The sequence below is a fragment of the Bacillus sp. WP8 genome (assembly GCF_000800825.1).
In the GTDB taxonomy this organism is placed as follows: Bacteria; Bacillota; Bacilli; order Bacillales; family Bacillaceae; genus Bacillus; species Bacillus safensis.
Genome location: NZ_CP010075.1, coordinates 2,058,862 through 2,076,885, shown reverse-complemented (window position 1 = coordinate 2,076,885; position 18,024 = coordinate 2,058,862). Strand labels below are relative to the sequence as shown.

The following is an 18,024-nucleotide window of genomic DNA, read 5'->3' as shown; positions in this document are numbered from 1 at the left end:
TAATGGCAGCCGATCAAAACGCCGCTCATAACGCAGAAGATAAGCTAGATGTTTTAAAGTCAACTCAAACCGTCATACATAAAGCGCTAGACAAATTAGGGTATCCGCAGGAAGTGTATGAATTGCTGAAGGAGCCAATTCGTCTATTAACGGTCAAAATTCCAGTACGTATGGATGATGGATCTGTGAAAATCTTCACTGGTTACCGCGCACAGCACAATGATGCTGTCGGTCCAACAAAAGGCGGAATTCGTTTCCACCCGAACGTTACGGAAAAAGAAGTAAAAGCGCTTTCAATTTGGATGAGTTTAAAATGTGGAATTGTGGATCTTCCTTATGGCGGAGGAAAAGGCGGTATTATCTGTGATCCAAGAGAAATGTCATTCAGAGAGCTTGAAAAACTTAGCCGCGGCTATGTTCGCGCCATCAGTCAAATTGTTGGACCAACAAAAGATGTTCCAGCACCAGACGTGTTTACGAACTCTCAAATTATGGCATGGATGATGGATGAATATTCTAGAATTGATGAGTTTAACTCGCCAGGATTTATTACAGGAAAACCAATTGTTCTTGGGGGATCACACGGACGTGATACTGCAACAGCAAAAGGTGTGACGATCTGCATCAAAGAAGCGGCGAAGAAAAAAGGAATTGACATTAACGGGGCTCGTGTTGTCGTACAGGGATTCGGAAATGCAGGAAGCTACTTAGCTAAATTCATGTATGATGCTGGAGCGAAAATCGTAGGGATTTCAGATGCGTACGGCGGATTATACGATGAAGATGGTCTAGATATTGACTACTTGCTTGACCGACGTGACAGCTTTGGAACCGTCACTAAATTATTTAACGATACAATTACAAACCAAGAGCTGCTTGAGCTGGATTGTGATATCCTAGTACCTGCAGCCATTGAAAACCAAATCACAGAAGATAATGCGGCAAACATTAAAGCTAAAATTGTCGTAGAAGCAGCAAATGGTCCAACGACACTGGAAGGAACCAAAATTCTTTCAGATCGTGGTGTACTACTTGTCCCAGACGTACTTGCGAGTGCGGGTGGTGTAACTGTTTCTTACTTTGAATGGGTTCAGAATAACCAAGGGTTCTACTGGACTGAAGAAGAAGTTGAAACTCGTTTAGAAGATATGATGGTGAAATCATTTAATAATATTTATGAAATGGCGCAAAACCGCCGAATTGATATGCGTCTTGCTGCATATATGGTCGGTGTACGTAAAATGGCTGAAGCTTCTCGATTCAGAGGCTGGATTTAAGCGGCTGATTTGCATCGCGCCTTAAAATCTCCTATCCTTAAATAGGAGATTTTTTTATGGAATGGAACAAAGAATCAAACAGCCCAGCAATTGTTATTGCAGTGAAATGACAGGAGTGGAACAAATGAAACAAGAAAAAGCGATCATAATAGGAGGCGGCCCATGCGGGCTATCAGCTGCCATCGCATTCAAGCAAATTGGGATTGATGCACTTGTGATTGAAAAGGGGAATGTCGTGAACAGTATTTATCATTACCCAACACATCAAACCTTTTTTAGTACAAGTGAAAAGCTTGAAATCGGTGATGTCGCTTTTATTACTGAAAATCGTAAGCCCGTTCGTATTCAGGCACTTTCCTATTACCGAGAGGTCGTCAGACGAAAAAACCTGCGTGTGCATGCTTTTGAAAAAGTGAACGCCGTGACGAAACAAGATGGCCGTTTTACAGTGAGTACATCAAAAGACGACTATTCATGTGATTACGTCGTCATTGCGACTGGCTACTATGATCATCCAAACTATATGAACGTCAAAGGAGAAGACCTTCCCCACGTGTATCACTACTTTAAAGAAGGACATCCATATTTTGATAAAGATGTGACGGTGATCGGCGGGAAGAACTCTAGTGTGGATGCTGCACTAGAACTTGTGAAATGCGGAAGCAGAGTCACTGTGCTTTATAGAGGAACAGAATATTCATCCAGCATCAAACCTTGGATTTTACCAGAGTTTGAAGCGCTTGTCCGTAATGGAACGATTCGCATGGAGTTTGGCGCCCAGGTGAAAGAAATCACAGAAGAAGATGTGATCTTTACAAACCAGCAAAATCAAACGGATCGAGTGAAAAGTGACTATGTATTTGCCATGACTGGTTATCATCCAGATCATTCTTTCTTAGAAAAAATGGGTGTCACGATAGATCAAGAATCAGGCCGTCCAGCATTTGATGAACAAACGATGGAAACGAATGTTGAAGGTATTTTCATTGCAGGAGTCATTGCTGCTGGAAATAATGCAAATGAAATTTTCATCGAAAATGGAAGATTTCATGGCGGACTCATTGCAGAAGAAATCAACAAAAGAATCAACGGATAAAAAAAGAACTGGATCCTTCAAAAGGGGTTCGGTTCTTTTTTATATAAATTGGGATTATATAGAAAGTTATTTTTAGAAAAATGGGCCCGAGTCATATAAAAAAAGGGTAAATCATGGTACGATAATGAAGGATAATGTAGGGAAAGAGGTCTGGTTATGATCGCAATCATCTCAGCAGGTTTAGCTCCCGGCATCGCACTTTTAAGTTATTTTTATTTGAAAGATCAGTACGACAATGAGCCGGTTCATATGGTCATCAGATCTTTTATGCTAGGTGTCATACTTGTGTTTCCAACCATGTTTATTCAATATGTCCTTCAAGAGGAAAATATCGCAACAAACCCTATCTTGATTTCATTTGTGACGTCGGGCTTTTTAGAGGAATCATTAAAATGGTTTATTTTAATGGTCAGCGTTTATGCGCATGCTCAGTTTGACGAACATTATGACGGGATTGTGTATGGAACGAGTGTCTCACTTGGTTTTGCAACACTTGAAAATATTCTTTACTTAGTCGGTCATGGGGTCGAATATGCGTTTACCCGTGCTTTATTACCTGTATCAAGTCACGCATTATTTGGTGTTGTGATGGGATTTTATATCGGAAAAGCCCGCTTCTCTGATAAAAAAGAACAGCGCAAATGGCTGATCCTTTCTTTAACGCTCCCTGTGCTGTTTCACGGCCTGTATGATTTCATTCTATTAGGGATGAAAAACTGGGGATATATCATGGTGCCGTTCATGATTTTTTTATGGTGGTTTGGTTTAAGGAAAGCAAAAAAAGCCCGTGCGGTAAAAATGGTGCAAATTTAATTTTTGAAAACGTCCTATTTGTTGATAGGGCGTTTTTTGTCTTTTCCATCCAATTCTCTCCTGTGTTGAATGTATAAAAATAGGGATCGGAAGAAACATATATTCAAACATCAAAAGTACAGGAGGATCAAATATGGATAAAGCTCGTTTCATAAAACAAATCGTTCTTATCTTCTCAATCGTTCTTCTTGCGTCTTCTCTTTTGACAGAGAGTAAAAGTGAAGCCTTCACCAGCCAAGTCATCCAGCGGGGCGCAACAGGAGAAGATGTAGTCGAACTGCAAGCGCGTCTCCAATACAATGGTTTTTACAATGGCAAAATTGATGGCGTCTATGGCTGGGGGACGTACTGGGCCGTTCGTAACTTTCAAAGCCAATTTGGCATCAAGAAGGTCGATGGACTTGTAGGCGAGAAAACAAAAAGCTTATTAGTTCAAAAGACGAAATACTACAAAGAATTTGTTCAAAAGCAGCTGCAGCAAGGGAACCAGTTTACCCATTATGGCGGAAAGCCTCTTGATCAGCAAACAAAGGCTCCGAAAAGAAGCTCGCAAAAAAAGACAGCTCAAGGTACAAAAGAAAATCAAAAAAGTCAAAGTGGATCATCTGCGAAGTCTGGCAATCAGTCAGGCAGCCAGCAGGGAAATCAAACACCGAAACAAACAGCAGCCAACATGCCTGGTGGTTTTTCTAGTAATGACATTCAGCTCTTGTCGCAAGCTGTTTACAGTGAAGCAAGAGGTGAGCCATATGAAGGACAGGTGGCCATCGCGGCCGTCATCTTAAACCGTTTGAACAATCCGACCTTTCCAAATACGATCGCAGGAGTTATTTTTGAACCGCTTGCGTTTACCGCTGTAGCAGATGGGCAATTTTATATGACGCCAGATGAAACGGCAAAAAAGGCTGTGTTTGATGCAATCAATGGCTGGGACCCATCTGAGAGCGCCATTTATTACTTTAATCCTGATACAGCAACAAGTCCATGGATTTGGGGAAGACCACAAATTAAACGAATCGGGAAACATATATTCTGCGAATAAAAAGAGGTGTAAATAAATGATCAGAGGAATATTGATTGCTATTTTAGGAATTGCTGTCATCTCAACAGGTTACTGGGGCTATAAAGAACATCAAGAAAAAGACGCCGTGCTGCTTCATGCTGAGAACAACTACCAAAGAGCCTTCCACGATTTAACGTATCAGGTGGATCAGCTGCATGACAAACTGGGCGCAACACTTGCGATGAACAGCCAAACATCCATCTCACCAGCACTTGCAGATGTATGGAGAATGTCATCAGAAGCGCATAACAATGTCAGCCAGCTCCCGCTCACATTGATGCCTTTTAATAAAACGGAAGAATTTCTGGCGAATGTCGGAGACTTTAGCTACAAATCATCAGTCAAAACTTTATCAGACGAACCATTAAATAAAGATACACACAAAACCATTACAGCCCTTTATAATCAAGCATCAGATATCCAAAACGAACTTAGACAAGTGCAGCACCTCGTCCTTAATAAAAACTTAAAATGGATGGATGTTGAAATGGCGCTGGCTGACGGCGATCGAAAGAACGACAACACTATCATTGACGGGCTGAAAACAGTTGAGAGAAATGCAGATGCGTTTGCAGATGTCGATCTTGGACCTACAAATGTGTCGACAGAAAAAGAAACACAAGGCTACAATCATTTAAAAGGCGATAAGATTTCAAAAAAAGAAGCGATCCGCATTGCACAGCAATTCACACCTGACCATAATCAACATTTTAAAGTGAGAAAAAGCGGCAGCAAAACCAATCGCGACGTGTACAGCTTATCGATGTCTGATCCAGACAGCCATGCTAACTTTTACTTAGACTTAACTGAAAAAGGAGGGCACCCAGTCTATCTTCTTCAGAATCGTGACGTGAAAAAACAAAAAATCAGTTTGAATGCTGCATCAGAAAAAGCACTCAGCTTTTTAAAGAAGCACGGATTTGACACAGAATCGTTCCATTTAGATGAAAGTGCACAATTTGATAATATCGGTGTATTTACCTATGTGCCTCTTCAAAAAAATGTATTGCTTTATCCAGATAGTATACGCATGAAAGTCGCATTGGATGATGGCGAGGTTGTTGGGTTTTCAGCGAAGGACTACTTAACGAATCATAAAACTCGAGACATCAAAGCACCGAAAATCTCTCAAAAAGAAGCACAGAAAACATTGAATCAGCATGTAAAGATCGAAGATACTCATTTGGCGATTGTGCAAAATGATATGTCAGAGGAAGTTCTGTGCTATGAGTTCCTCGGAACGATAAAAAACGATACGTACCGCATGTTCATTAATGCAGATACTGGAAAAGAAGAACGGGTAGATAAACTGAAAAACGCAGAACCTATATATAAAGACCTATAGAAAAGGAAGCGAGGAAAAGGCTAATAAGTCTTTTCCTTTTGTTTTAGACATGGTTTAATATAGGAGAGGATACGATTTCACAGATGAAAAGAGTGATGAGGAATGTTACAAATAGGGGATGCAATCACAATTGAATATGTCAATGAGAACAAAGAAGTGAAAACAGCAAAATCGAAGGTTTTGGAAAATAATAACGATAATATTTGCATTAATTATCCAGCAGATAAAGAAACGGGCCGCACCATCTACTTAAACCAGCAAACAGAAATCACCGTCTTCTTTTTTGACGAAAATCAAATTCCATACAAATGTACAAGCGAAGTCATTGGAAAAAGAAAAGAAGATATTCCGATGATTGTTATTTCCATTCCGCCAAAAGAAAAAATGATCCGGCTTCAGCGAAGAGAATATTTGAGAGTGGATACGATGATCAAAGCCACCATCATGCAAACGGACGAAGAGCCCTTTGACACGTTTATTGTGAATATAAGTGCTGGCGGCGTGGCGATTGCTGTTCCTGAGGGCGTGTCATTGAAAGATTATGGAGAAGTGGCCACAGAGTTTGAACTTCCCTTAAAAGAGCCTGTGAAAATTAAAGCGGTTGCAGAGATGAATCGAGTATATCAAGATGAACAGTCTGGCAAAACAAGAGCGATCATGGAGTTTTCAGAGATCACAAATGACCACCAGCAGCACATTATGAAATACTGCTTCCAGCAGCAGCTTTTAACACGTGTGAAAAAAGCATAAGAATAAAGGGTGTAAAAAGCTTCCATACTAGAGAGGAAAGAATCTAGCGTGGAGGCTTTTTGTATGAAGACAATGGAAAGATGGTTATTGAAAGTGGTGCTCATTCAGCTTGTTTTATTGCTAACTGTTCAGATCACACTTCATTTGACGAAAGGAGAACTTTTTTTGTCAAAAGTCGTGCAGTATGAGGGTGTGAATAACATGAGTATTGAAGAATGGATTGAGACGTTTAAGCAGAAGGATTGATAGAAAATTCCCCCGTTTGAGCGGTGATCGTGTTACAATTCATAAGGGAGATTCAATCAAGGAGAGGTATTATGAAAAAGAAATTATCTATTGCAATTGATGGTCCTGCAGCAGCAGGCAAAAGCACTGTGGCAAAAATTGTCGCAGCCAAAAAATCATATATTTATATTGATACAGGTGCCATGTACCGCGCAATTACACTTGCGGCACTTAATCAAGGTGTAGACCTTGAAGACGAACAGGCACTTGATTCATTACTGAAAAAAACAGTCATTGAACTTGTAACAACAGGCGAGGGTCAAAAAGTCCATCTAAACAATACGGATGTCACAGAGGATATTCGCACAGACCGCGTAAGCAACCAAGTATCGGTTGTTGCAAAGCACAGAGCTGTTCGGGAAGAAATGGTCCGCAGGCAGCAAGAGCTTGGCAAACGAGGCGGTGTCGTTATGGATGGAAGAGACATAGGCACTCACGTACTTCCGGATGCCGAAGTGAAAATTTTCTTGCTTGCATCAGTAGAAGAAAGAGCAAAACGCCGCTTTGAAGAGAATCAGAAAAAAGGCTACGATGTCAATTACGATCAGCTGATTGAAGAGATTGCAAGACGTGACAAGCTTGATTCTGAGCGCGAAGTTTCACCTTTAAAGAAAGCGGACGACGCCATTGAAATTGACACAACCTCCCTTTCTATTCAAGAGGTGGCAGGGAAAATTTTAGATGCAGCAGACCGTGTAGAGAAACAGTAAGAAATTTTAGAAAACTTTAATAAGTTAGAGGTTTATCTCTTGACAAACAAGGTCTTTTATTAGAAGTTTATACTAATACTATTTTTATTGATCATTCAAGCAATTATATTGATTTGAATGTTTCTATAATACATATTCGGCTGGCATTCATCATGCTTAAGACACATATTCGCCCAGTCGTTTTAACTAAGCTGTGTAGGTTTGGACCAAGGAGGTTATCGAAATGACAGAGGAAATGAATCAAATCGATGTTCAGGTACCAGAGGTTGGAGATGTAGTGAAAGGGATTGTTTCTAAAGTTGAGGACAAGCATGTCAATGTAGATATCGTCAATGTGAAACAACCTGGTATCATCCCAATCAGTGAATTATCAAGTCTTCACGTTGAAAAAGCATCAGATGTCGTGAAAGATGGCGACGAGTTAGAGCTTAAAGTAACAAAGGTCGAAGACGATGCTTTGATTTTATCTAAACGTGCTGTTGATGCAGACCGCGCTTGGGAAGACCTAGAGAAAAAGTTTGAAACAAAAGAAGTATTTGAAGCTGAAGTAAAAGACGTTGTAAAAGGTGGTCTTGTCGTTGACATTGGTGTGCGCGGATTTATTCCTGCATCTCTTGTAGAAGCACACTATGTAGAAGACTTCACAGATTACAAAGGGAAAACACTCTCACTTGTCGTGGTAGAACTTGACCGCGAAAAAAATCGCGTGATTCTCTCGCACCGTGCAGTCGTTGAGCAAGAGCAATTAGACAAAAAGCAAGACTTCCTGCAAAAGCTTGAAGTAGGCAGTGTGATTGATGGTAAAGTGCAGAGGCTTACTGATTTTGGTGCATTTGTTGACATTGGCGGCATTGATGGATTAGTTCACATTTCTCAACTATCCCATGCGCATGTCGAAAAGCCATCTGACGTAGTAGAAGAAGGACAGGAAGTCAAGGTCAAAGTACTTGCTGTTGATCGTGATAACGAACGTATCTCACTATCTATTAAAGAAACATTACCAGGACCTTGGAGCCAAATTGGTGAAAAGGTAAAACAAGGTGATGTGCTTGAAGGAACCGTTCAACGTCTTGTGAGCTTTGGTGCATTTGTTGAAATTCTGCCAGGTGTAGAAGGGCTTGTGCATATTTCCCAAATCTCTCATAAACATATCGGCACGCCGCAAGAAGTCCTTGAAGAAGGGCAGACTGTGAAAGTGAAAGTGCTTGATGTGAATGAAGACGAAGAGCGTATTTCACTAAGCATCCGTGATTTAGAGGAAAATCCTGAAAAACAAATCGAAGAGGATTATCGTCAATATCAGGCGAAAGAAGAAAACACAAGCGGATTCCAGCTTGGTGACCTGATCGGCGATAAACTCAATAAACTAAAATAATTTGGTGATCAAAATTGACGCGAGCAGAAAGAAAGAAGCAGCATATTGAGCATGCGCTGTCCACTGGCCAGCATGCAGCAACAGGTTTAGATGATGTTTCCTTCGTTCACGCCAGTTTACCAGATCTTGCGACATCACAAATTGATACACATACGACAATTGGCGGACTGACTTTCGGTTCGCCAATTTTTATCAATGCAATGACTGGCGGAGGCGGAGAATCCACCTATGAGATCAACCGCTCTTTATCGATCGCAGCGAAGGAGACCAATATCCCAGTAGCAGTTGGATCACAAATGGCTGCACTGAAAGATAAAGAAGAAAGACGAACATATGAAGTCGTTCGTAAAGTCAATCCGGATGGAATTGTATTTGCGAATTTAGGCAGTGAAGCGACAATGAAGCAAGCTCAAGAAGCAGTCAACATGCTCGAGGCAAATATGCTCCAAATTCATCTGAATGTCATCCAAGAGATTGTCATGCCTGAAGGCGATCGCGATTTCAGGGGGGCGCTTGAGCGGATTGCAGCTATCGTTGAATCTGTTGGTGTGCCTGTTGTTGTAAAAGAAGTCGGATTTGGCATGAGTAAGGAGACGGCAGGAAAGTTATTCCATGCTGGGGTTGCAGCCGTAGATGTAGGCGGATTTGGTGGAACGAACTTTTCTAAGATTGAAAATCTCCGCCGCCAAAAAGCACTTCGTTATTTTGATCAATGGGGAATTCCAACTGCAGCGAGTCTTGCTGAAGTACATACAGCCTTTCCGAATCAAACGATTTTAGCCTCCGGAGGTATTCAAGATGCTCTTGATGTAACCAAATCAATGGCTCTTGGCGCATCTGCTGCTGGTCTAGCTGGATTTTTCTTAAAATCATTGACCAGTGGAGGAGAAAGCGGCCTCATCGCAGATATCATGGAACTTCAAGAAGATATCAAGATGATGATGACAGTGCTTGGCGTGAAGACGATTGAAGAACTGAGACAGGCTCAAGTTGTGATCTCAGGGGAAACAAGTCATTGGCTTAAAGAAAGAGGCGTTGACACAACGTACTATAGTAAGAGAGGCATGTGATATCACATGCCTCAGCGCGTAGACAAACCCTCGCATTCGGTGTCAGTCCTGCGTGCCGGTGCTCACGAATGTACAATTCGCTCCGCTCCGGTACTCGTCCTTCCTAGGGCTGCAAAGGTTTTCTATCACGCTGAAAAGAAGACAAAGGGCTAAAATAAACATCATTTTAGCCCTTTGTCAACAAATCTAAGGCATGTGATGATCACATGCCTTTTTTTTATTGATTTCTTTTTCGAGCGCTTTCTGGACCTTCTAATGTTGTTGCACCCTTATGATGAATGGATTGATCACGGTCAGATTCCACTCTTTTTGACGCCTTTAAACGCTTTTCCTGTCTATCTTTTCCCATCATGCATCCCTCCTCAGGTTATTAGGGTGTCACCTCTTGTTTATTTCATGCAAAGCGGGTAACGATCCGCATGTTTAAAAATTGGGGATTTTCCCATAATGTAATTGAGGTGATGAGGCGTTGGAGGCTTTGTACTATTATTGGTCTATATGGTTCGTTTGGATTATGGTGACATTTATCATGGAAAAAAGTTTGTGGCGCAGCGTGCTAGGTATCTGTGTACTTGTCCATATTATATCCAGTCATTTCATGATATCCGTTTTAGATATGAGCATGAATGCGGGATTCTTGATGACTCTTTTATATGCATGTGCCGCTTTCGTCATATTCAGGCCTGGTTATCGATTCATGAGGATCATGCAATTGGGCTCAATGGTGAGCGCGTATGCCTTTTTTATGATGTTTGCATTATATGACCCTGTTTGGTTCACGATAATAAAGGTGGATTGGGTCGTATTTGCCTTGCTGATCTTAATGTGTATGACATATGGACAGCCGTTAACGGAAAGAATCACCCTATGGATGATGTCAGTATGTCTCGGCGAAGCCCTTTATGCGCTGACGATTCACCGCCTCACATCATCAATTGTCATAGGGGATCTCTCTTTTCTTTCCTTCGTTGTGCAAGGAGCGGTCTTCCTATTAGGTGTCGATCAGCTTGAAAAGCTCTTCAACGCCCGTTCATCAAGAAAATCAGTAAAAGGGGCTGCAAAATCAACATGACAGACTATACGTTTCCTGTGATTATTGGTGTCATCTTTGGGATGGCGGCCAGACTTTACATGTTAAGAACCGATTACCGGCAATACCCTACGTATATTCATGGACAAGTGATTCACATTGCGCTTGGTTTTATTGCGTCAGGATTAGGTGCGATCATTATGCCTGCACTGATTCAGGAGGAATTTACGGCGATTACCTTTCTCACTTTGGCAGCCACGCAATTTCGAGATGTCAGAAATATGGAAAGAAATACGTTAACCCAAATGGATTCGTACGAGCTTGTCTCACGAGGCAGTACATATATAGAAGGCATTGCCATTGCCTTTGAAAGTCGAAATTATATTGCGATTCTCACTGCTCTCATTACAACGACAGCCTGTATTTTCTTCTCGCTTGTTGTTGGAACAGTGGTCGGTATTCTTTGTTTTTTCATGGCAAAGCTATTAATGTCAGGCAGTCAATTAAAGGATATCGTCAATATTCAAAAAGGGGAACTTCGCTTTGATGGGGCAGGGCTTTATGTGAATGATATATACATTATGAATATCGGGTTGCCTGAAAAGCAAAAGCTCATTTTAGAGCATGGGATGGGCTTTATTTTGACGCCGAAAAATTTCAACTCTGCTACAACGATTGCCAACCTTGGACAGCGGCAAGCCATTTTATTTGATTTATCGAACGTACTTGGCGTGTATCGCGATTCTGGGGAACCATCGCTCTGTCCGCTCGCAAAACGTGATCTGAATAACGGCACACTTGGCGTATTCATTTTACCGCAATGGTATCGTGAAGATTTGGCTGTCCGTGTATTAGAAGAGGTGCCTATTTTAGAAAATGCCATTCGAATGCCGACAGATTTCATTAAAAAGAAAGTGAGGTAATAGGGCATGGCGAACACCATTGAACAATTTATATTGGCTGTGGCGACAACAAATAAAGAGCGGGTCATTGGCGGAACAGCCGTTTTTTTCTGTGAAAATAAAGAAGAACTCGACATGTATGCCATGAATTTAGAGGCCATTTTAGATGGAATTGCACACGGCATTGGAGAAGATCTTTACTTGATTGTCAAACATTTTTAAGTTATTCATTGTGGTCTGATTAAAAATTGATATAATATATAAGTTGAACCCTTCATGTTTGAAGGGTTTATTTCATAAAACTGAATGAAAATTATAAATCCCGGTTGAAACATGATGATGAACATATTGAATCGCGGCTGGATTGAAAGGAAGGGTACTATGGGTAAACCTGTCGTAGCCATTGTTGGAAGGCCCAACGTTGGAAAATCTACAATTTTTAATCGAATCGCAGGCGAAAGAATATCGATTGTAGAAGACACACCTGGTGTAACAAGAGATCGAATCTATAGCTCTGCTGAATGGTTAAATTATGACTTTAATTTAATAGATACTGGTGGAATTGATATTGGAGATGAGCCATTCTTGGCGCAAATTCGCCATCAGGCAGAAATCGCAATGGATGAAGCAGATATCATTATCTTTATGGTAAATGGCCGAGATGGCGTGACATCTGCGGATGAAGAAGTCGCAAAAATTTTATATCGCACGAAAAAGCCAGTTGTACTTGCTGTCAATAAACTGGACAACCCTGAAATGAGAAGCGACGTGTATGACTTTTATGCACTCGGATTTGGCGAGCCGTTTCCGATTTCTGGAACACATGGATTAGGTCTTGGTGATCTGCTTGATGCAGTCGCAGAACATTTTAAGAATTTACCGGATACGCAATATGCTGAAGAAGTTGTCCAGTTCTGCTTAATTGGCCGCCCGAATGTAGGGAAATCCTCATTAGTGAATGCCATGCTTGGAGAAGACCGCGTCATTGTCAGCAACATCGCTGGTACAACAAGAGATGCTGTCGATACGATGTTTACGTACAATCAGCGTGACTTTGTCATTGTTGATACAGCAGGTATGAGGAAAAAAGGGAAAGTATATGAAACAACAGAGAAATACAGTGTGCTTCGTGCATTAAAAGCCATTGATCGCTCTGATGTTGTCGCTGTTGTACTTGACGGCGAGGAAGGCATTATTGAGCAGGATAAACGAATTGCTGGCTATGCACACGAAGCTGGTAAAGCGGTTGTCATCATTGTGAACAAATGGGATGCTGTTGAAAAAGATGAGCGTACGATGAAGGAGTTTGAGCAAAACATCCGTGAGCATTTTCAATTCCTTGATTATGCACCTGTCTTGTTTATGTCTGCTCTTACGAAAAAGAGAATTCATACATTAATGCCGTCGATTATCACAGCGAGCGAAAACCATGCAATGCGCGTTCAAACCAATATTTTAAATGATATCATCATGGATGCGGTGGCGATGAATCCAACGCCGACCCATAACGGACAGCGCCTCAAAATTTACTATGCAACACAGGTGGCCATTAAGCCTCCGTCCTTCGTTGTGTTTGTAAACGATCCAGAGCTTATGCACTTTTCTTATGAGCGTTTTCTAGAAAACCGCATTCGAGATGCATTTGGTTTTGAAGGAACACCGATTAAAATATTTGCGAGAGCGAGAAAATAAAAAGGGTGAGCAGGATGAAGAAAATTTCCGTACTTGGAGCAGGCAGCTGGGGAACAGCTCTTGCGCTTGTATTAGCTGATAATCATCATGATGTACACATGTGGGGACATAGACAAGAGCTCATTGATCAAATCAATGAGAAACATGAAAATCATGATTACTTGCCAAATGTCGAACTGCCAGCGTCTATTCAGGCGACAACCGATTTGAAGCAGGCTTTAGAGGGAACAGAGGCGATTATTGTCGCTGTGCCGACAAAGGCCATTCGTGAGGTATTGAAGCAGGCAAATGAGCTGATTTCATCGAAGGTGCCGTTTGTCCATGTGAGTAAGGGAATCGAACCAGATACACTTCTTAGAATTTCTCAAATGATTGAACAAGAAGTCCCATCTGAGAAAAGAGAAGCTGTCGTTGTCCTATCAGGGCCAAGTCATGCAGAAGAAGTAGGTCTGCGTCATCCGACAACTGTCACTGTCTCGTCAGAAAATATTGAAGCAGCTCAATTTGTTCAAGATTTATTCATGAACAATCATTTTAGAGTGTACACAAACCCTGATGTGATTGGGGTGGAAATTGGCGGCGCCTTGAAAAATATCATTGCTCTTGCGGCTGGGATCACAGACGGACTTGGATATGGGGACAATGCAAAAGCGGCGCTTATCACTAGAGGGCTCGCTGAAATCGCACGTCTAGGAACAAAAATGGGAGGGAATCCCCTTACCTTTGCTGGATTAACAGGCGTTGGCGATTTGATTGTGACATGTACAAGTGTTCATTCACGTAACTGGCGCTGCGGGAATTTACTCGGTAAAGGATATAAGCTCGAAGAAGTGCTTGAAAAAATGGGGATGGTTGTCGAAGGCGTCCGCACAACAAAAGGCGCTTATCAGCTCTCCAAAGAATACAAGGTCAGCATGCCGATTACAGAGGCTCTTTACGGCGTCCTGTTTGAAGGGAAAAAGGTTGACGATGCTGTAGAATCTTTAATGGCACGTGTGAAAACACATGAGATGGAAGACCTTGTGAACATGTTTGAAAACCAAACAAAATAAATGGAAAGACTGAACTTAGGCATGTAGAGGATGCAAGAAGGGGAAGACTTGCATAACATAGCAATGAAGTTTGAATAGAGCTTTGCCTCTACAGAATGAGGAAAATAGTCGATCTAATGACTGAAGCAGAGTCCCCCTCTTTGCTTCAGTTTTTTTATGTGCTTTTTCTGAATGATTGGAAAAATGATTGATATTTACCTTATTTTTGGTTTAGAATGAAATATAAACGCTTACAATTCGTTCGTTTTGAAGGGGGACAGGCACGATGAGTTTTGCTTTAATCAAGATGTGGTTTGCGCTTGGTTCAATGGGGCTCATGTTTTTAGCCGTAGTAACCATTTATTTCAGCAGGTTTAAGCTGAAAAGCAAATTTCTTAAAATAACGGCCTCAACCGTCGCATACAGCTTGATGCTGATATCAGGTATCATTGTGTTTTTAGTTGTCTTTAGCGGACCGGTCAATGAATAAAGAAAAAGGAAGAATGTGATGATCAGAGCAAAAGTCAGTGTCACGCTGTTAGCACTTATGTTATTAACAGGATGTCTGTATCCAGAGAATCGCAAAGCTGAAAACCGGGTGCCATACGAAGAGCAGCTGCAAAGTGTCCAGACAGCGATTGAGGAATTTCAAAAAGCAACAAATGGTCTTCTGCCTATAGAAACGAAAGAAGCAGACACGCCGGTTTATCAGAAATATGTCATCGACTTTAAGCGCTTGTCACCAAGATATTTACACGATGTACCGTCTACATCTTATGAAGGCGGGGGCGAATATATTTATGTCCTCACAGACGTCGAAAAAAAACCAACTGTGAAACTGCTTGATGTCAAAATGACGCAGACCATCAATGAATTACGTCTTAGGATCAAGATGTATCAAGATGAACATACATATCCGCCATACGGAAAAGTCGTATCAGCCAATTTATATACGTTAAATGAAAAAAAATTAGGATTAAAATCGCCGCCTGCGGTCATGAGTCCTGTGACAGGGAATTCCCTCCCATTACTGATTTCATCAAACGGTGACATCTATGTGGACTACCGCAGTGATTTTGCTCATATTTTGAAGAATACGAAGCAAAAGCTGAAACCAGGTGAAAACATTCAAGATGTATATTGGCAGGAAACCCCGTTTGTACCCGCGTTTTCTGTCCCATATACCATCAACAAAAAAGGTGAGCCTGCCTTTTTAGAAAAAAAGACGTCATAAACAAGAATGAACCTTTTTCCTCTGCATATAAATGAGGAGAAAGGTTTTTTTTATGGCTAAACATACTCTCAAAACAAAAAGGTGTCATATTCAAATAGGACAACGTCATACACATATATTGTCCAGACACCTTTCAAGCACAGTTTGATTGAAGAATAGAGTATTTAATTTGAAAACGAGGATAGCAAGTCCGGGAGGGGATCACTTGGAAAAAGTCGATATTTTCAAGGATATCGCTGAACGAACAGGAGGCGATATATATTTAGGAGTCGTTGGCGCTGTTCGTACAGGGAAATCTACGTTTATTAAAAAGTTTATGGAGCTCGTGGTGCTCCCGAATATCAATAATGAGGCAGATCGTGCAAGAGCACAGGATGAATTGCCGCAAAGCGCAGCAGGAAAAACCATTATGACCACAGAGCCAAAATTTGTACCGAATCAAGCAGCATCTATTCACGTGAGTGACGGTCTTGATGTCAACATCAGGCTTGTCGATTGTGTGGGATACACTGTCCCTGGTGCGCGCGGGTATGAAGATGAAAATGGCCCAAGAATGATCAATACGCCGTGGTATGAAGAGCCAATCCCGTTTCATGAAGCAGCGGAAATTGGTACACGCAAGGTCATTCAAGAGCATTCAACAATAGGTGTAGTGATTACAACAGATGGGTCCATTGGAGAAATCCCTAGACATGATTATATTGAATCTGAAGAACGTGTGATTGATGAACTCAAAGAGGTTGGAAAGCCATTTATTATGGTCATCAACTCAGTGAGGCCATATCATCCTGAAACAGAAGCGCTCCGGCAGGAACTTAGCCAAAAGTATGATATTCCAGTACTCGCCATGAGCGTAGAAAGTATGAGAGAGCAAGACGTACTCAGTGTACTTCGTGAAGCATTATATGAATTCCCAGTTCTAGAGGTGAATGTGAACCTGCCAAGCTGGGTGATGGTGCTGAAAGAAGATCACTGGCTGAGAGAGAGCTATCAGGATTCAGTGAAGGAAACCGTAAAGGATATTAAAAGATTAAGAGATGTCGACCGTGTCGTTGGTCAATTCAGTGAATTTGATTTTATCGAAAGAGCGGGTTTAGCAGGAATTGAAATGGGTCAGGGGATTGCGGAGATTGACCTGTATGCGCCAGATGATTTATATGATCATATTTTAAAAGAAGTCGTTGGTGTAGAGATTAGAGGGAAAGACCATCTACTAGAGCTCATGCAAGATTTTGCTCATGCTAAGACAGAATATGATCAAGTATCAGACGCATTAAAAATGGTGAAGCAGACTGGTTATGGGATTGCAGCGCCAGCGTTGTCAGATATGAGTTTAGATGAGCCAGAAATTATTAGGCAGGGATCAAGATTCGGCGTGAGATTAAAAGCGGTAGCGCCATCTATTCACATGATCAAAGTAGATGTAGAGAGCGAATTTGCACCGATTATCGGAACAGAAAAACAAAGTGAAGAGCTCGTCCGCTACTTAATGCAAGACTTTGAAGATGATCCGCTTTCGATCTGGAATTCAGATATATTTGGCCGCTCCCTCAGCTCCCTTGTCAGAGAAGGCATTCAAGCAAAGCTGTCTCTCATGCCGGAAAACGCAAGATATAAGCTGAAGGAAACACTTGAAAGAATCATCAACGAAGGATCAGGCGGTTTGATTGCGATTATTTTATAGCAAGTGAGACCTCTCATTGATAGGGGTCTTTTTTTGTGTATTGAATGAGTCATAAAAAGACAATTGTATAAAGATTAGTCAGATTCAGGTTGAAATTAGGAATATTCGTTCGCAAAAGTGCCCTTAATCCTTGACGAATAAGGATTCTTCCCTTTAAAATGCTTGATATGGTATTTCATATGTGTTAATCTACTTACAGAAAATCTTCACTTTGTTGGACAAACATTCCTTCAAAGAGATGTTTTCTAATGAAAAGCCATGTATAACGCTTTCTAGGACGCTCTTTTTTTCTAAAAAAGGGTATAGAAAGAAGATGAATTGTGAAGAAATGATAACAATCTATTGAATGCATATTTTTGGGAGGAGGTGAAAGGCATGAACAAGACAGAACTTATTAACGCGGTTGCTGAAGCAAGCGAGTTATCTAAAAAAGACGCGACAAAAGCAGTTGATTCTGTTTTTGATACAATTTTAGATGCACTTAAAAATGGTGACAAAATCCAACTAATTGGTTTTGGTAACTTTGAAGTACGTGAGCGTTCAGCTCGTAAAGGACGTAACCCACAAACTGGTGCAGAGATCGAAATCCCTGCAAGCAAAGTACCTGCTTTCAAACCAGGTAAAGCACTTAAAGACGCGGTGGCAGGTAAATAATCGTTATGTGTAA

At 41.3% G+C, this 18,024-nt stretch carries 20 protein-coding genes; 19 read left to right on the top strand and 1 reads right to left on the bottom strand.

Translation table 11 applies throughout. From position 1 onward, the window contains the following. Positions 1 to 2 precede the first annotated feature (2 nt). The 10 genes from QR42_RS10280 (at position 3) to fni (ending at position 9,784) form a co-directional block, all read left to right on the top strand. Positions 3 to 1,277: a Glu/Leu/Phe/Val family dehydrogenase gene (locus QR42_RS10280; protein WP_007500982.1), complete on the top strand. Its 1,275-nt coding sequence runs from the start codon at positions 3 to 5 to the stop codon at positions 1,275 to 1,277. A gap of 124 nt (positions 1,278 to 1,401) precedes the next feature. Continuing rightward, positions 1,402 to 2,373 carry a YpdA family putative bacillithiol disulfide reductase gene (locus tag QR42_RS10275; RefSeq protein ID WP_039179598.1) on the top strand — a complete coding sequence of 324 codons (972 nt, stop codon included), beginning with the start codon at positions 1,402 to 1,404 and terminating at the stop codon, positions 2,371 to 2,373. Positions 2,374 to 2,529: 156 nt separating this feature from the next. After that, the gene (gene prsW / locus QR42_RS10270; RefSeq protein WP_024422824.1) at positions 2,530 to 3,186 is read left to right on the top strand and encodes a glutamic-type intramembrane protease PrsW; all 657 of its coding nucleotides are present in this window, start codon (positions 2,530 to 2,532) and stop codon (positions 3,184 to 3,186) included. A 133-nt stretch (positions 3,187 to 3,319) separates the two neighbouring features. Further along, a complete protein-coding gene (gene sleB, locus QR42_RS10265) occupies positions 3,320 to 4,228 on the top strand; it encodes a spore cortex-lytic enzyme (RefSeq protein ID WP_039179596.1) in 909 nt (302 codons plus the stop codon). A 16-nt stretch (positions 4,229 to 4,244) separates the two neighbouring features. Next, positions 4,245 to 5,594 (top strand): germination protein YpeB, encoded by a 1,350-nt coding sequence (gene ypeB / locus QR42_RS10260; RefSeq protein WP_039179595.1) that lies wholly within the window; start codon positions 4,245 to 4,247, stop codon positions 5,592 to 5,594. A 102-nt stretch (positions 5,595 to 5,696) separates the two neighbouring features. Continuing rightward, positions 5,697 to 6,344 carry a flagellar brake protein gene (locus tag QR42_RS10255; RefSeq protein ID WP_039179594.1) on the top strand — a complete coding sequence of 216 codons (648 nt, stop codon included), beginning with the start codon at positions 5,697 to 5,699 and terminating at the stop codon, positions 6,342 to 6,344. Positions 6,345 to 6,407: 63 nt separating this feature from the next. Further along, the gene (locus QR42_RS10250; RefSeq protein ID WP_024422820.1) at positions 6,408 to 6,590 is read left to right on the top strand and encodes a DUF5359 family protein; all 183 of its coding nucleotides are present in this window, start codon (positions 6,408 to 6,410) and stop codon (positions 6,588 to 6,590) included. A gap of 71 nt (positions 6,591 to 6,661) precedes the next feature. Continuing rightward, on the top strand, positions 6,662 to 7,339 hold the full coding sequence (gene cmk, locus QR42_RS10245; protein ID WP_039179588.1) for a (d)CMP kinase: 678 nt from the start codon (positions 6,662 to 6,664) through the stop codon (positions 7,337 to 7,339). A 223-nt stretch (positions 7,340 to 7,562) separates the two neighbouring features. Next, positions 7,563 to 8,714, top strand: a complete 1,152-nt coding sequence (gene rpsA, locus QR42_RS10240) for a 30S ribosomal protein S1 (protein ID WP_024422818.1) — start codon at positions 7,563 to 7,565, stop codon at positions 8,712 to 8,714. A 14-nt stretch (positions 8,715 to 8,728) separates the two neighbouring features. Then, positions 8,729 to 9,784, top strand: coding sequence for a type 2 isopentenyl-diphosphate Delta-isomerase (gene fni / locus QR42_RS10235; RefSeq protein WP_024428084.1), 1,056 nt, complete (start codon positions 8,729 to 8,731; stop codon positions 9,782 to 9,784). A gap of 217 nt (positions 9,785 to 10,001) precedes the next feature. Here fni and QR42_RS19025 read toward each other — a convergent pair whose 3' ends face one another. Beyond that, entirely contained in the window at positions 10,002 to 10,133 is a 132-nt protein-coding gene (locus QR42_RS19025) for a YpzI family protein (RefSeq protein WP_075611569.1), read from the bottom strand. 120 nt (positions 10,134 to 10,253) lie between these two features. Between QR42_RS19025 and QR42_RS10230 the strand changes: the two genes are divergently transcribed. From QR42_RS10230 to hbs, 9 genes are all read left to right on the top strand, one after another. After that, on the top strand, positions 10,254 to 10,856 hold the full coding sequence (locus QR42_RS10230) for a YphA family membrane protein (RefSeq protein ID WP_421727355.1): 603 nt from the start codon (positions 10,254 to 10,256) through the stop codon (positions 10,854 to 10,856). Continuing rightward, positions 10,853 to 11,737 carry a YIEGIA family protein gene (locus QR42_RS10225; protein WP_039179575.1) on the top strand — a complete coding sequence of 295 codons (885 nt, stop codon included), beginning with the start codon at positions 10,853 to 10,855 and terminating at the stop codon, positions 11,735 to 11,737. Before QR42_RS10230 ends, QR42_RS10225 begins: the two co-directional genes overlap by 4 nt. Before the next feature lie 6 nt (positions 11,738 to 11,743). Then, positions 11,744 to 11,938, top strand: a complete 195-nt coding sequence (locus tag QR42_RS10220) for a capping complex subunit for YIEGIA (RefSeq protein ID WP_008344527.1) — start codon at positions 11,744 to 11,746, stop codon at positions 11,936 to 11,938. A 159-nt stretch (positions 11,939 to 12,097) separates the two neighbouring features. Continuing rightward, complete coding sequence (der, locus tag QR42_RS10215) at positions 12,098 to 13,408, top strand: ribosome biogenesis GTPase Der (protein ID WP_039179573.1); 1,311 nt, start codon at positions 12,098 to 12,100, stop codon at positions 13,406 to 13,408. Between the two features lie 14 nt (positions 13,409 to 13,422). After that, a complete protein-coding gene (locus tag QR42_RS10210; protein WP_039179572.1) occupies positions 13,423 to 14,460 on the top strand; it encodes an NAD(P)H-dependent glycerol-3-phosphate dehydrogenase in 1,038 nt (345 codons plus the stop codon). A 265-nt stretch (positions 14,461 to 14,725) separates the two neighbouring features. Further along, positions 14,726 to 14,929, top strand: a complete 204-nt coding sequence (locus tag QR42_RS10205; RefSeq protein WP_034280421.1) for a DUF2768 domain-containing protein — start codon at positions 14,726 to 14,728, stop codon at positions 14,927 to 14,929. Positions 14,930 to 14,947: 18 nt separating this feature from the next. Further along, positions 14,948 to 15,673 (top strand): hypothetical protein, encoded by a 726-nt coding sequence (locus QR42_RS10200; RefSeq protein WP_039179571.1) that lies wholly within the window; start codon positions 14,948 to 14,950, stop codon positions 15,671 to 15,673. A 205-nt stretch (positions 15,674 to 15,878) separates the two neighbouring features. Further along, positions 15,879 to 17,357 carry a stage IV sporulation protein A gene (spoIVA, locus tag QR42_RS10195; RefSeq protein ID WP_008344534.1) on the top strand — a complete coding sequence of 493 codons (1,479 nt, stop codon included), beginning with the start codon at positions 15,879 to 15,881 and terminating at the stop codon, positions 17,355 to 17,357. Positions 17,358 to 17,732: 375 nt separating this feature from the next. Continuing rightward, entirely contained in the window at positions 17,733 to 18,011 is a 279-nt protein-coding gene (hbs, locus tag QR42_RS10190; RefSeq protein ID WP_003215863.1) for a non-specific DNA-binding protein Hbs, read from the top strand. The last annotated feature ends 13 nt before the right edge of the window (positions 18,012 to 18,024 follow it).

Excerpts from the sequence above, each read along its gene's own strand:
- QR42_RS10275 (WP_039179598.1), top strand. The coding sequence starts at position 1,402 with ATGAAACAAGAAAAAGCGATCATAATAGGAGGCGGCCCATGCGGGCTA.
- QR42_RS10255 (WP_039179594.1), top strand. The coding sequence starts at position 5,697 with ATGTTACAAATAGGGGATGCAATCACAATTGAATATGTCAATGAGAAC.
- QR42_RS10205 (WP_034280421.1), top strand. The coding sequence starts at position 14,726 with ATGAGTTTTGCTTTAATCAAGATGTGGTTTGCGCTTGGTTCAATGGGG.
- QR42_RS10220 (WP_008344527.1), top strand. The coding sequence starts at position 11,744 with ATGGCGAACACCATTGAACAATTTATATTGGCTGTGGCGACAACAAAT.
- hbs (WP_003215863.1), top strand. The coding sequence starts at position 17,733 with ATGAACAAGACAGAACTTATTAACGCGGTTGCTGAAGCAAGCGAGTTA.
- rpsA (WP_024422818.1), top strand. The coding sequence starts at position 7,563 with ATGACAGAGGAAATGAATCAAATCGATGTTCAGGTACCAGAGGTTGGA.
- QR42_RS10200 (WP_039179571.1), top strand. The coding sequence starts at position 14,948 with ATGATCAGAGCAAAAGTCAGTGTCACGCTGTTAGCACTTATGTTATTA.
- QR42_RS10225 (WP_039179575.1), top strand. The coding sequence starts at position 10,853 with ATGACAGACTATACGTTTCCTGTGATTATTGGTGTCATCTTTGGGATG.
- sleB (WP_039179596.1), top strand. The coding sequence starts at position 3,320 with ATGGATAAAGCTCGTTTCATAAAACAAATCGTTCTTATCTTCTCAATC.
- QR42_RS10250 (WP_024422820.1), top strand. The coding sequence starts at position 6,408 with ATGAAGACAATGGAAAGATGGTTATTGAAAGTGGTGCTCATTCAGCTT.
- ypeB (WP_039179595.1), top strand. The coding sequence starts at position 4,245 with ATGATCAGAGGAATATTGATTGCTATTTTAGGAATTGCTGTCATCTCA.
- cmk (WP_039179588.1), top strand. The coding sequence starts at position 6,662 with ATGAAAAAGAAATTATCTATTGCAATTGATGGTCCTGCAGCAGCAGGC.
- prsW (WP_024422824.1), top strand. The coding sequence starts at position 2,530 with ATGATCGCAATCATCTCAGCAGGTTTAGCTCCCGGCATCGCACTTTTA.
- QR42_RS10210 (WP_039179572.1), top strand. The coding sequence starts at position 13,423 with ATGAAGAAAATTTCCGTACTTGGAGCAGGCAGCTGGGGAACAGCTCTT.
- der (WP_039179573.1), top strand. The coding sequence starts at position 12,098 with ATGGGTAAACCTGTCGTAGCCATTGTTGGAAGGCCCAACGTTGGAAAA.
- QR42_RS19025 (WP_075611569.1), bottom strand. The coding sequence starts at position 10,133 with ATGGGAAAAGATAGACAGGAAAAGCGTTTAAAGGCGTCAAAAAGAGTG.
- QR42_RS10280 (WP_007500982.1), top strand. The coding sequence starts at position 3 with ATGGCAGCCGATCAAAACGCCGCTCATAACGCAGAAGATAAGCTAGAT.